At 44.9% G+C, this 13,123-nt stretch carries 13 protein-coding genes; 9 read left to right on the forward strand and 4 right to left on the reverse strand.

Features of this window, described 5'->3' with window-relative positions; genetic code table 11:
* The first annotated feature begins 95 nt into the window (after positions 1-95).
* Positions 96-413 (forward strand): YebG family protein, encoded by a 318-nt coding sequence (locus tag C2M34_RS08320; RefSeq protein ID WP_105258520.1) that lies wholly within the window; start codon positions 96-98, stop codon positions 411-413.
* Positions 414-468: 55 nt separating this feature from the next.
* On the opposite strand, the gene C2M34_RS08325 is transcribed toward C2M34_RS08320, so the two are convergent.
* Together C2M34_RS08325 and C2M34_RS08330 are read right to left on the reverse strand one after the other, a co-directional pair.
* Positions 469-1,662, reverse strand: a complete 1,194-nt coding sequence (locus tag C2M34_RS08325; protein WP_105258521.1) for an amino acid aminotransferase — start codon at positions 1,660-1,662, stop codon at positions 469-471.
* Positions 1,663-1,708: 46 nt separating this feature from the next.
* Positions 1,709-2,359: a GAF domain-containing protein gene (locus tag C2M34_RS08330; RefSeq protein WP_105258522.1), complete on the reverse strand. Its 651-nt coding sequence runs from the start codon at positions 2,357-2,359 to the stop codon at positions 1,709-1,711.
* Positions 2,360-2,580: 221 nt separating this feature from the next.
* Here C2M34_RS08330 and C2M34_RS08335 point away from each other — a divergent pair, with 221 nt between their 5' ends.
* Positions 2,581-2,910, forward strand: a complete 330-nt coding sequence (locus C2M34_RS08335; RefSeq protein ID WP_105200700.1) for a stress response translation initiation inhibitor YciH — start codon at positions 2,581-2,583, stop codon at positions 2,908-2,910.
* 31 nt (positions 2,911-2,941) lie between these two features.
* On the opposite strand, the gene sixA is transcribed toward C2M34_RS08335, so the two are convergent.
* On the reverse strand, positions 2,942-3,409 hold the full coding sequence (gene sixA / locus C2M34_RS08340) for a phosphohistidine phosphatase SixA (RefSeq protein WP_105258523.1): 468 nt from the start codon (positions 3,407-3,409) through the stop codon (positions 2,942-2,944).
* A 165-nt stretch (positions 3,410-3,574) separates the two neighbouring features.
* On the opposite strand from sixA, the gene C2M34_RS08345 reads away from it, so the two are divergent.
* The 5 genes from C2M34_RS08345 to C2M34_RS08365 all read left to right on the forward strand — a co-directional run bounded on the left by C2M34_RS08345 (position 3,575) and on the right by C2M34_RS08365 (position 10,416).
* Positions 3,575-6,268, forward strand: a complete 2,694-nt coding sequence (locus C2M34_RS08345) for an insulinase family protein (RefSeq protein ID WP_105200702.1) — start codon at positions 3,575-3,577, stop codon at positions 6,266-6,268.
* Positions 6,269-6,296: 28 nt separating this feature from the next.
* Positions 6,297-6,905 (forward strand): DNA-3-methyladenine glycosylase I, encoded by a 609-nt coding sequence (locus C2M34_RS08350; protein ID WP_105258524.1) that lies wholly within the window; start codon positions 6,297-6,299, stop codon positions 6,903-6,905.
* Positions 6,868-8,346: a recombinase family protein gene (locus tag C2M34_RS08355; RefSeq protein ID WP_105258525.1), complete on the forward strand. Its 1,479-nt coding sequence runs from the start codon at positions 6,868-6,870 to the stop codon at positions 8,344-8,346. The genes C2M34_RS08350 and C2M34_RS08355 overlap by 38 nt, the downstream gene beginning before the upstream one ends.
* Positions 8,347-9,594: 1,248 nt before the next feature.
* Positions 9,595-10,101: a hypothetical protein gene (locus tag C2M34_RS08360; RefSeq protein ID WP_105258526.1), complete on the forward strand. Its 507-nt coding sequence runs from the start codon at positions 9,595-9,597 to the stop codon at positions 10,099-10,101.
* Entirely contained in the window at positions 10,102-10,416 is a 315-nt protein-coding gene (locus C2M34_RS08365) for a hypothetical protein (RefSeq protein ID WP_105258527.1), read from the forward strand. It begins immediately after the preceding gene.
* Positions 10,417-10,665: 249 nt separating this feature from the next.
* Here the strand turns inward: C2M34_RS08365 and C2M34_RS08370 are convergent, their stop codons facing one another.
* Positions 10,666-11,235 carry a recombinase family protein gene (locus tag C2M34_RS08370; RefSeq protein WP_105258528.1) on the reverse strand — a complete coding sequence of 190 codons (570 nt, stop codon included), beginning with the start codon at positions 11,233-11,235 and terminating at the stop codon, positions 10,666-10,668.
* Positions 11,236-11,625: 390 nt separating this feature from the next.
* On the opposite strand from C2M34_RS08370, the gene C2M34_RS08375 reads away from it, so the two are divergent.
* A complete protein-coding gene (locus tag C2M34_RS08375; protein WP_105258529.1) occupies positions 11,626-12,228 on the forward strand; it encodes a hypothetical protein in 603 nt (200 codons plus the stop codon).
* A gap of 2 nt (positions 12,229-12,230) precedes the next feature.
* A complete protein-coding gene (locus tag C2M34_RS08380) occupies positions 12,231-13,109 on the forward strand; it encodes a DUF2971 domain-containing protein (protein ID WP_105258530.1) in 879 nt (292 codons plus the stop codon).
* Positions 13,110-13,123: the final 14 nt, after the last annotated feature.

The raw sequence follows: 13,123 nt of genomic DNA on the forward strand, positions 1-13,123 counted from the left end.
TCACAAGTTAAGTAAAAAGCGTAAAAACACCTTGACCTTAGCTGCTTGCCACCCTAATCTAACTGTATAAAAAAACAGTATAGTTAGGAGATCCCATGGCTGTTGTCGTTAAGTACGTAGTTGAAAGAAATGGAGTCGAGCGCATGACCTTTACCAGTAAGAAAGAAGCCGATGCTTATGACAAAATGCTCGATATTGCCGAAAGCCTTGAAGGTCTGTTGGCAAATGCCGATGTGCCCTTAAGTGAACAACAAGTAGAAGGCCTGGCACTGCAAATCGCTAAACAAAAAGATGAATTTATGCAGGTGTTAAAAGGCGCGAAACCAAGCGAAAATAAAACAGAAAAAAAGCCAAAAGCGCAAGATAAAGACAGCCAGGAAAATGTCACCGAACTGAAAGCCAAAGAAGCCTAAGTAAAAAAAGAAAAGCCAGCAAATGCTGGCTTTTTTGCTTCGCTCTAAGCGAAAGTTATTTCGTTACTTCGGCTACGGCGTCGGCGAAGTAATCGATATTGGCGTGGCTGATACCGGCTACGTTAACGCGGCTCGAACCAACGATGTAAATCGAATACTCTTTTTGTAGACGCTCGATCTGCTCTTTATTAATACCTAAGAAAGAGAACATACCGTGCTGGCGCTCAATAAATGAGAAGTCCATGCCGTGGCATTTGGCGTTTAGCTTCTCTTTTAGCAATGAACGGAATTCATTGATGCGTGAACGCATTTCATCCAGTTCATCGTGCCACATAGTAGTAAGCTCAGAGCTAGATAGAATAGTGCTAACAATGTCCGCACCGTGCGCCGGCGGCATAGAGTAAATGCTGCGCACTACACTCAATAGTACCGAGTTAGATACATCGGCAGCGCTGGCATCTTTAGAGATGATAGAACAGGCGCCGATACGGTCACGGTAAAGACCAAAGTTCTTCGAACATGAAGAACAGATGATCAGCTCTTCAACCTGTGAAGCAAGCAGGCGTAGACCAGCAGCATCTTCGTCCAGGCTAGTACCAAAACCCTGATAAGCGATATCGATAAGCACGGTAAAGCCTTGTGCTTTAGCGATGTCGGTTACGGTTTGCCATTGCTCGGCGTTCAAATCCATACCGCTTGGGTTATGACAACAAGCGTGTAGCAATACCACATCACCTGCTGGGATCTGACTTAAGGCGTTAACCATTTCGTCGAACAATAAACCCTTATTTTCATAGTCGTAGTAAGGGTATTCTTTTACCGTCAGACCGGCAGCTTCAAACAGGCTGATATGGTTAGCCCAGGTCGGAGTTGTCACCCAAACAGTGGCATCGTCGTTACAACGCTTAATAAACTCAGCGGCTACGCGAAGTGAACCTGTACCGCCTGGAGTTTGTGCCGTGCGTACACGGTTTGCCAGCAAAGCAGGGTGTGCATCGCCTAGCAACAATTCTTCCATTTTCTGACAATAATCCAGGTTACCGGCCAATCCGATATAAGACTTGCTGGTCTCATTGGCTAAGCGAAACTCTTCCGCTTTTTTTACCGCTTTTAGCACAGGGGTATTACCCTGCTCGTCTTTATAAACACCGACACCTAAGTCGATTTTATTGGCATTGGTGTCAGCCTTAAACGCAGCCATCAACCCAAGAATGGGATCCGTCGGTAATGGTTTTAATTGTGAGAACATGGGACTCTCTTTTTATTTATCTCAGGGTTAGCAGTACCCGGCCACATTAGGCTGGCAGATGCGCGACAATTTCTTTGCTTGCGGCGACCAACAAGGCTATGCGTTCGGGGGTAAAAAAATCTGTGCTGAATGCTTCTGCATCTATGATGCCCACTACTTTACCCTTCTGCGAATAAAGCGGCAAGCAGCTTTCCGCCTTCACTTTAGGATCACATGTATAGTATTCGCCACCGCTGGCAACATAGTCTTCCACATTGTTGATAATTCTGGCCTTTCCAGAGCTTACAACCTGCACATTATTACTGGTGGCGGCAAACTCAGGGGTAATGGGAAACAAGGGACGACTGGGGGCGCCATGATACGCCAGCTTTAGCAACTGCGACTGACCCTGGATATCACGAGACTGATAAATACCGAACCAATCGACGCCGCTTTGTTGTACGACAAAATCGACTATCCCCTGCAACTTGGCAAGCTGTGCCTCGGCATCAATATCAAGATGTTCCCGCAGGCTAAAGGGCTCTTCCTGTAAATGACCAAACAAGCTGCATGCGCCGCCCTCACCCAGCTCTGGAATAAGGTATTGCCATTGCACCTGGGCACTTGTATTCGCCAAATATTCTTGTAATAAAGCTTGATACTGCAGGGTCTGCGACTCATCCGCCTCAATTTGTGCCCACTCGTTATATAAAATCATTTAGCCATCCAAACATCCAAAAATTTGAAAGGATGCTAGCACAGAGGCAAAAGAACAGGCAATAGCAAAATGAAATGGGATCGGGGCCGCTGCAACTGCTTACCTAGAGCTCATAAGCTTCTGATTATTTACCTGATTGAAGTGCAGTTCTCAGCACTATTTTGGCAAGACGCAGAGCCCAGTTATGATAAGCTAACAGCCTGTTTAGGTCGGAGGTACTGATGAGCGACAATAACCTAGTGTATTCAACTGAAACGGGCCGTATTAAGGCACCCGTTGAGAAAGAGCAAGCCGACGTTAAGTTGTTTAAAGACGGGGCGCTGCGCATAGAGCGACAAACCAAAGGTCGTAAAGGCAAAGGGGTGATGCTGGTTGTGGGAATTGATCCGCAGGAGCATGATCTGAAGAAGCTGGCCAAGCTGTTAAAGTCAAAAATGGGCCAAGGCGGCGCCGTTAAAGATGGCGTTATCGAAATCCAGGGAGATGACCGCGACAAGCTAAAGGGCTTGCTTGAGGCACAGGGCTTTAAGGTAAAAATTGCTGGCGGCTAAAGCCGGAGATTCGCAGTTATTACGAGCTATGCTATTGCGGGCTATACAAGGCCCGCCAATGGCCACGTAGGGTCTGTGGGTCATAATCTATCTGAGCTACACCACAGGTTGGGAAGATAGGCATCTTATCCGGACACAACTCGGCCACCATATAGCTGACTATGGGCATATGGGCGACCACCAGCCAGCAATCAATTTCATCATGCACAGCTATCAGGGCGCTGAGGTAATCAACGGCGCGTTTGGCATCGGCACTAGGAGTCACCTCTTCGCTTTCTTCACTGTAAATAAAGTTACGACAATGCCCCTTCACCTGCATCGCGGTTTGCTGCGCCCGTACATAGGGACTGACAATTAACCCTTGTGGATTAAAGCGTTGCGCCAGCCATTGACCAACATGATCCGCCTGCGCCAACCCCTTATCGGTTAACTCACGCAAATTATCTTGTCCCTGCACTGCCTGCGCATCCCCATGACGCATGATTAAAACTGTTTTCATTTCTGTTAAATCAACTAATTAGAGAAAAAGTTTTGCCGCAAAAGCTAGCCATTAAGGCGCGATATTCGCTATAGTTTAGCTTTACCACCCGATATTCAGGTAGGCACTTCGCCGTAACCGCTGGCCCTGAACATCTTGTAACTTTTCTAGTTTCAGGAGCAATAATTGAATATCAGCCGCAATGATAACAGACTCTACCAAGCGCTAACACTGCCCAATGGTCTTAGGGTTTTGTTAGTCGCCGACAGTGATAGTCAAAAAGCGGCCGCCGCGCTTACCGTTAACGCCGGGCATTTTGATGACCCCTGGCATCGTCAGGGCCTCGCCCATTTTGTTGAGCACCTGCTTTTTCTCGGCACCGAAAAATACCCCGAAGCCGGTGAATTTCACGACTTTATCAGCCGCCATGGAGGCAGCAGCAATGCCTGGACCGGCACCGAGCACAGCTGCTATTACTTCGACATCACCAAGCAATTTTTTCAACCGGCTCTGGAGCGTTTTAGCCAGCTGTTTATCGCGCCGCTGTTCAATGACGGGGAAATAGACAAAGAGCGCAACGCCATCGATGCCGAATTTAAACTCAAGATTAAGGACGATGGCCGTCGTATCTATCAGGCGCACAAGGAAACGGTGAATCCAAAGCATCCCTTTGCCAAGTTTTCGGTGGGCAGTCTCGATACCCTGAGCGATGCTCACGGCCCGATAAAGCAAGAGCTGGAAACCTTCTTTGCCGAGCACTACCAGGCCCAGTGGATGACCTTGGTGCTGTGTGGTCCATACACTCTGGCGCAATTAAAGGCCTGGGCCGAGCACCTTTTCGCGGATATCAACAGCAATGCAACCGCTAAGCCGGATATTGCAGAGCCTCTGTATCGCCCGCAAGATCTGGGGCTGGAGCTGCATATTGAGCCCCATAAGCATTTGCAAAAGCTGATCATCAGCTTCGCTATGCCAAGCATAGATAAGTTTTATAAGCACAAAACGGTCAGCTTTCTTGCCCATTTACTCGGCTATGAAGGCGAAGGCTCCTTGCATTCTCTGCTAAAAAATCAGGGCTGGATCAATGCCCTGTCTGCCGGTGGTGGCATTAACGGCAGCAACTTTAAAGACTTTAATATCAGCTTGGCGCTGACCGATGACGGCATCGAGTATTATCAGGATATAGTCGAGATGGTGTTTGCCTATATCGCCCTTATCCGCCAAAACGCCGAACAATTACATGCCCTGTATCGGGATAAGCAAACGCTGTTGCAAATCGCCTTCGATAATCAGGAAAAGGCTCGTTTACTGGATTGGGTCAGTGGTTTGAGCGTGAATATGCACCATTACCCCAGCGAGCATTATCTTAACGGCGACTATTTGATGGCCGGTTATGAGCCCCAGCAGTTTGCTAAGGTGCTCGACTGGTTGAGCCCGAAGAATATGCGCTTGGTGTTGATCCACCCGGGCGTAAGCAGCAGTAAAACCACACAATGGTACAACACCCCTTATTACACCAAGGCGTTGGAGCCTCAGTGGCTCGATGCCCTGGCCGCCATAGATACGCCGCTGGGCACCATGTCGCTGCCCGAGGTAAATCCTTATTTGCAGCGCCCTTGCGTGCTTCATGAGCTGGAATCCCCCGGTGCCACCCCGGAAAAACTGGCTTCACATCCGGGCTTTAATTTCTGGTTTAAACAAGACGCCACCTATCGCGTTGCCAAGGGTCATTTTTACCTCGCCATAGATTCCCATTTGGCGGTCAAAGATGTGCAACATATGGCCCTGACCCGCTTATTTGCGGATCTCTTTATCGACTGCGTGGCTGAGCAGTTTTACCCCGCCGAACTGGCGGGCCTGAACTACCATTTATCGTCGCACCAGGGCGGTTTAACATTACATACTGCGGGCCTGTCTTCGAGCCAGCTTGAGTTGGCGCAGGGGCTCTTGGATGCCCTCTTTAATGCAGATATTTGTGCCAAGCGCTATGCCGAATACAAGAAGCAATTGGTACGCCACTGGCAATCGAGTAATCAAAACAAACCTGTGAGCGAGATTTTCAGCCGCATCGGCGCCGAGATCATGCCTTGGAATCCAACCCCGGAGGCCTTAGCACAGGCACTGAAAAGCACCAGTTATTTGCAGTTTAAGCAATTCCGTCAGGAGTTTTTTGCCGCCGTGCATATTGAAGCCTTTTTACATGGCAATTGGCGACCCGCCGATGCTTACGACTTTTTACGCTTGATCCAGACACATCTGGAACAAAGAGCCAATATCGAGGCCATTAACCGCCCCCTTGCGGAGATCACCTCTGTAATCCAGCAACAGCTTAGTTTGCCCAGTAACGACCATGCCATGGTGATCTATTATCAGGCCGCCACGCACGATATTGAAGAGAAGGTGCTGATGATGGTGGTCAATCACCTCCTTAATCAGCCTTACTTTAATGCCCTGCGCACCGAGCAGCAGCTTGGCTATTTGGTTGGCGCCGGTTATGCACCTTTTAATTCCCGCGCAGGCCTGGCATTTTATGTGCAGTCGCCCAATGTCTCGGGAAAGGAGCTCTTGGCGCACCATAATCAGTTTATTAGCCAGTACTGCCAGCAGGTGGCGCAAATGGATGAGCAAACCTGGGAGCACAGTAAACAAAGTCTGTATCGCCAAATTGCCGAGAAAGATAAAAACCTGCGCCTGCGCTCACAGCGCTTTTGGCTGGCGATCAGTAACCCGGGGGTTGATTTTACTTTGCAGGCCAACCTGTTGAACACTTTAGAAAATATAGAGTTTGAGCAGGTACTGCAGTATCTTAACGCGCTATTTGCGCCACAACGAGCACGGATGGAATGGTTGAGTGATCCCCAAGGCTCAACGCAGGCGTAAACCTGCCCCCCAACCCAAGGAACAAGTTATGTGTACCAGATGTAGCTGGGTGGATCTCAGCAAAGAAGATTATGTGGCCTACCATGATAATGAATGGGGCGTGCCCATTTATGACGACCAACAATTGTTTGAGTTTTTAACTCTGGAGTCGGCCCAGGCCGGACTGAGCTGGTACACCATTTTAAAAAAGCGCGACAACTACCGCCGCGCCTTCGCCAACTTTGATGTACACAAGGTGGCCGCCTTTAACGACCAGGACGTCGCCCGCCTGCTCGACGATGCAGGGATCGTCCGCAATAAACTCAAGATCAACGCCACCATTAATAACGCCCAGCGTTTTATCGAAGTGCAAAAGGAATTTGGCAGCTTTAGCGCCTATCAATGGCAGTTTGTCGATAACAAGCCCAGGGTGAACTCGATTCGGTCGCGCGAGGATTATGTCGCCACCAGCGAACAATCCGATGCCTTTGCCAAGGATCTAAAAAAACGCGGCTTTAAGTTCTTAGGGTCAACGACCGTGTACGCCCACATGCAAGCCTCTAGACCACCATTTGCAAGTGGTGCTAAACTAGCCAAAACAATGCTTGGCAAAAACCATAATGACACTCGCAGTTTCCTACCTCAGATTCAGTTCTAGCAAACAACGTCTTGGGACATCCGAAGAACGACAAGAAGAACTACTGGTAAAGTATCTAAAGAAAAACCCGCATATAACCCTGCACTCAAAATCATTCAAAGACCTTGGTCTAAGTGCTTATCATAGTAAACAGATGGAAGGTGACCTAGGAGCATTCCTAGAAGCCGTTCAGAAAGGTGAGTTTCCCGAAGGTACGCTTCTTATTGTGGAAGCTATAGATAGACTAGGACGCTCTGAAGCATCCGAGATGCTAAACGTACTAACGGGTATTATCCGAGCTGGGATAGAGATAGTCACTCTTGAAGACAATATGACCTATAACCGTGAATCTCTTAACGGTGGCGGTATTTACATTCTCGTTGGTAAGGTACAAGCAGCCCACCAATACAGTGAAAGATTATCTACAAGGATAATTGCTAGTTGGGATTCCAAGAGGAAGAAGGCTAAAGAACATGGTATTAGACCAATATTTTCGCATCCATTTTGGTTAGATAAGAAAGGAGACTTAAAAGAAGAATACCAACCACTATTGGAAAGGATGTTCAAAGACTACCTAAGCGGCCTAGGTCAAACATTGATAGCAGAACGCCTAAGAGGTGATTCATCAGGACTACTTCCAAAAATTAATGCAAAGACAGTAAAGAAAACCTTAGCCAATCCACTTGTAATAGGTTTGTGGGAAGGTGCAGAGGTTTACCCCGTTGCTATCCCCAAGACCTTATTCTATAGGGTGCAAGGTGAACTAACTAAACGCTCAAAGAAACCAAAGGTTGAACCGAGGTCACTATTCTTCTCTGGTATAGCTAAATGTGAGTGTGGTTCCAACCTCTCGTTTCCTACTGACTATCAAAAGGGATATACGAGCAGCAGATGCAATACACGCTCTAGAAAAAAAGAAGCTTGCGGCAACAATAGAAGCATTGCTTATAAGGTTTTTGAATACGTCCATGAGCAAAACAGCTTTCATTGGGAATGGATGTTAAGACAACACAGGCAAGACAATAACGATGAAGCAGAGTTACAAGCTTTAGATGGCGAGATAGCCTTAGTGAAAAGTAAGTTAAAAAACATAGAAAAAGCTCTTGAACGTGTTGTAACAGATGGTCTACTAGATTCACTAGAATCCTTTCAAAAGGATTTGGATTCACTGGAAGGTAAGCGACTATTACTGGAAGGAGGCAGCTCATTCAGTGTTGACTTCATCACCGATGAGGAAGAACCACTACTTGCCGATGAAGAATTATTAAGAGCTTCCCTAATAAAGTGTGGATATAAAATTGTATGTGACTCCAAAGGGATAGTGACCGTATACACAAACTTTTGCGGGACTGATGGAATCGAATCAACATATAAAGTACTAAAAGGATTTAAGAAAAATGGCGCGGCGGCTTATAAAACTAGAATCGAAGATACATGGAGTAGAGCTTGCTTTTGGTTATAGTCCTAGCCCCCAGAAGCCCCTCAAAGCGATTGTAAGGGGCTTTAGCAACCCAACCCACACCAACCTATAAACCACCAACAAAAAACCCTTACAGAAGCTCCCAGACACCACCAACACTTCCTGTAAGCGATTCTAAGAAGCTTTAACACCAAAACCCATAACAACTACCAATAAAAAGTTAAAACCCCTCACAGAGCGTTACAGGAGCTTCTGAGCTTATTTATGGCTGGTGGGTGTGGTTGATGGGTTTAAGCTCGTGGTGTTTTTCAACCAATTGTGAATGTTATTTCAAATACTACAAGCAAACAGACAAACTAATGGCGTAGAGGGGGCGGGTTTACTAGGTTATCTTGGAAAACTGAGGGAGAATGTAAAACAATGAGGAACAAGGCAAATTAATAGTGTGGTATCGAGATGTACAACGGGTGAGCCTAGTATACATGAGCAGCTAACGGGGAGATTAGAATGCCACTCCATAGCACATAACTATACTGATGTCCATAGCTGTAAGAATTATTTTCAAACTAAATTCCTTTATGGAACAACCACTTAGTAAAACCGGAGAAAATAAAGTTTGACTTTTTAGGAAAAGTGTGGTATTATAATAGAATTATAAAGTTTACTTAAAAGGTTGGTTGGAGTTACTGTAACAGTTTATTGGGGAGATTGTTACAGGTTATTAGGGATAACCTTTAGTAAATCATCTTTAGTAAAAGAAAAACTTATAACACCTTTTGTAAAGCATTTCTTAGTGTGCACTTCGAAGGGTTCATAACCATTTTTACAAATGGGAATCACATCTATTTTAAGGTAGGTTGTCAGGAAGGTTTGATTTTATAAAGCACTTACAAGAAATTTTATAAAATCCTTATTAAATATCTCTAGTAAACAAACCTTCTTACCACAAGTGAATAGAGGTATGGTGATTAGAATCTCTTACAGATTTACTCAAGAGATTAGCCAAGATACTTCAAAGTTCTTACAAATTACATTGGCTAGTATTGAGTAACACCTTAACCAATCTATCCAGTTCGATACTACTCATAGATAACTCATTGGTGATTCCGCTATCACCAACTTCAAAAGAATCTCATAAGGGACTCCCTCCCTTTACCGTATGTGGTTGAGTGGCTATGACGGCACTTACAAAACCACTACTTTATCCTAGACCTTCCAGCCTTCTTAGGCCCCTCTCGGCTGAGTCGGTTGGTTGCGTCTTCTAATTAACCGAGAGAGGATTTATTAACAATGAAACTATCAGAATCAGATTTCAAACAATTACTAGCTGTTGCAAAATCTCCCAAGCGTAGATTCACAAAAGAAACCGTACAGGCTCGGTTCGAACGCTCTAAGGGCTTATATCAGAAGAGCATTGAATCACATGGTGTGCTGGGGGCTATTAAACACTTCATCTTCTATAATAATAAGTATGAAGTTATCCAAACTGTTGAGAGGCTATTGAGTGAAGGTTGGAAGGAATACGGTAGCCCGCAGAGCTTTTATCAGTTCAAAGTGGACCCAGCAACCAAGGCTGTGGAGTTTTGGATGAAAAAGCCAGAGTCACTGCAAGAGGGGGATTTAAAGACCTTGCTGGATAAGGCTGAGGCGGAACTACGAGTAGAGATTGATACCCACAACCAGTCTCGTGAAGATGCAATCAAAGCCCTAGCCTTACATGCTGAAACCGTTCAAGCCGAGAAAGACAAGGAAGCTGAGCTACTTGGTCAGATTCAAGAGTTAGCAGAGGGTTTGTAAATGCTGGATAGACAATCTTTAATTAACAGGGTTGGAAACCAGCTCAAGGCCAACACTTCACACCATCATGGTGATTCATCTAACAAGGTTACTGAAATTCTATCAAAGAGAGCTTCTGAGATGTCTTCAGAGGATAAGCACAAAGACCTTGTAAAGCGTATTTCAACCAACTACAAGCCAACCAACCCAACCATGAGTGACGCTGATACTTTACTGCTTAAGAAGAAGCTTTACTTCAAAGATGAAACTCTCACTTTTCACTTTACTTCTAAAGGTGGGAACAAGGTGGAGCATACTTTCCGGCTGCACTGTTAATAGAAGATATGGAAGCTATCAAAGCGACTAGGCTATATCGGGAGACTGTAGGTTATTGTAAGAACGAAACCAAGCTACTGGAACAACTGGAAATCAAACGAGCTGAGCTAATAGACAAGCTCCCATTCTAACAACCAAGAGAATGCTAGAAATGATACTCCAAAACCATTTTAGCCATTTTAAAAACCCCTTTCCAAGGTTGATGGTTAGGGGCTTTTTTGTGTCTGGAATAAACTATCTGAAAAGCTCTCAGGGTTTCTGTAGGCGCTTAACCGTACTTGCAGATATACCTAGCTCCTTGGCAACTCCAGCGATGCTCATAGACTTTCTCAGTTGAACCACCTTACCCCTTAAAGACTCGTTACTAGGTCTACCCAGTTTCTTACCTTCGGATTTGGCTCTTTTCAAGCCATCTATAGTGCGCTCTTTGATTCTGTTCTTTTCAAACTCTGCAAATGCCGAGAATAGCTGTAACATCAACTTACCTTCACTGGATGACAAATCCCTTACAGGCAAGTCCAGTGATACCAGCCTAATTCCCTTACTCACAAATAACTCCACCACCTGCTGGACATCAATGTTATCTCTACCCAGCCTGTCCAAACGCTGAACCACAACAGTATCACCCTCTTCCAGTTTGTGGTCGACCATAGCCTTAAACGCCTCACGCTCCATAGCGTTAACCCCACCACTGACAACCTCAGTGATAACCCTGCTAGCAGGAACGCTATACCCAGCCCTTTGGATGGCCTCTAATTGGTTTTCAACCGTAAGCTCACTTGTAGATACACGAGCATAGATAAAGGTTCTTGATGACATGACTTCAATTCTCTTGGTTCAATAAGGTGGGTTTATAATAGGTGGCTAGCTCAAAAATTACAACCCTAGATTTTGAACCAGAAGATAAGAACCTTTACCTAGGTTCATTTAACGGGCGTTATTGAACCAAACAAAAAGACCGAGTGATTAACACTCTCAGGGATTTTAAAATTGCTATGGAATATTCAATAGGAAGGTAGCTAGCACTTAATACCTCGACACTGTCGCTAGAGATTTCAGAGTTGCAATTAAACAACAAACCCTTTTAAATAAATTTTTAGTCGCTAACCTATAAAACATTTACCCCCAAAGAAAGCTGATAACTTTAAAACATGCACCATTAATTAATCAGCAGACTATGGATTTGAGCTTAAACAGGGAGGGCCTAGCGTGAGCAAGTCGACTTCAGAAAAAGTTGCTGAAAAAATAAATGAATTTAACAACAACTACTCCAACCAAACCTACAAACCAATGGAGCCCGAGAAATATAATAACATTTTGAACGGGTCAATAAATCAGATTATATATGCCGCCATGGAGCTATCCTACCAGCGACTCACAAGAGGTAATTATAGAAATCAACAGGAGTTTATGTCCCAAAACACTGACGATTTCCTCAAGCCTCATGGGCAGTCAGGAAGCTTAAGTAACGACAAGCTAGACCAAGTAATGAATGTGTATCAAGTTATGTATAACCACCACTTTGCTATTACCGATACCACTAAGCAAATAAACAAGCAGGACTGGAAAGAAAAAGGGCGTTTCTTACTTTTCAGAATCCTTACAACGATTGGCGTGGCTGGAGCTGCAATAGGTATGGCTATGCTTGCAAACAGTTTGGGCTATGAAACTGCTTTGATAAAAAAGACAAGCCCTGAAGCAGTTTCAGCAAAAGCTATAGATGCCAAGGAATTAACACCTAACTTAACCATTAAGCAACAAGCTAAAGGCAAGGCTTTAGAAGAAGTTACCAGCACGAACGGCAATAACTAGAAATGACTACACAATCTGAGAAAATCTATAAATTTTATCCTTATCGTGACTTTGACCTAGATGCCTTAGCTGGCTCATACCTTTGGTTTAGCTCAATAGAGGATTTCAATGACCCTTTTGAAGGGATGTACCTAGAGCAGATGGCCTTTAAAACACCTGAGGACATTTCAAATGATGACCTTTTGATTTTTCATCAGAAAGGACTTCTAGGAACTGGTTTCAGTGAGCAAGAAGCTATAGACAAGGTTAGTGAGTATTCTTATTTTTTAACGAATCAAATAACCGAGGGGCAGCTACTAGAAGAAAAGCGCATTTTTAGAGATGCCTTGGTTGAAGCCATTAACAGAACTGTTAGCGATGTTAAGAGTCGCCGCTTCTGCTGCTTCATCAGAGATAATGAGAACAAGAGAGCCCTTGAAAATAAGCTAATGTGGAGCCACTACGCAAACGGTTTGCGAGGCTTCGCTTTGGAGTTTGATGATAAGCAACTCGCTCAATCTTTGGAAGAAGAAAACTCTCAGACAATCCTTAAGGATGAAATTAGATATCGTGAACTTGAAGCGGTAGATATCCTAAGTAGCGCCATGAGCAACCAATCAACTGGCCATAATGTATCGGACATCATGCTAACCAAAAGCCCTGAATGGGAATATGAGCAAGAGGTGCGCATGGTTACATCAGAAGCGAGGATTACTTACAACCCCAATGCAATTAAATCAATTATTGTTGGCCAAAAAATGCCATACGCCAAACTGGTTACTCTTTTGGCCGTTATTAAGTCTCACGGATTATACGAGAAGGTAAAGGTGGCAAGAATCGACCCAAGCACATTTAGACTCAGAGTGGCAGATTTCGATATATCGCTATTCAGGAGTGAGTAAAATAAGACAACCTC

This window comes from Pseudoalteromonas sp. T1lg88 (assembly GCF_002964765.1).
Lineage (GTDB): Bacteria > Pseudomonadota > Gammaproteobacteria > Enterobacterales > Alteromonadaceae > Pseudoalteromonas.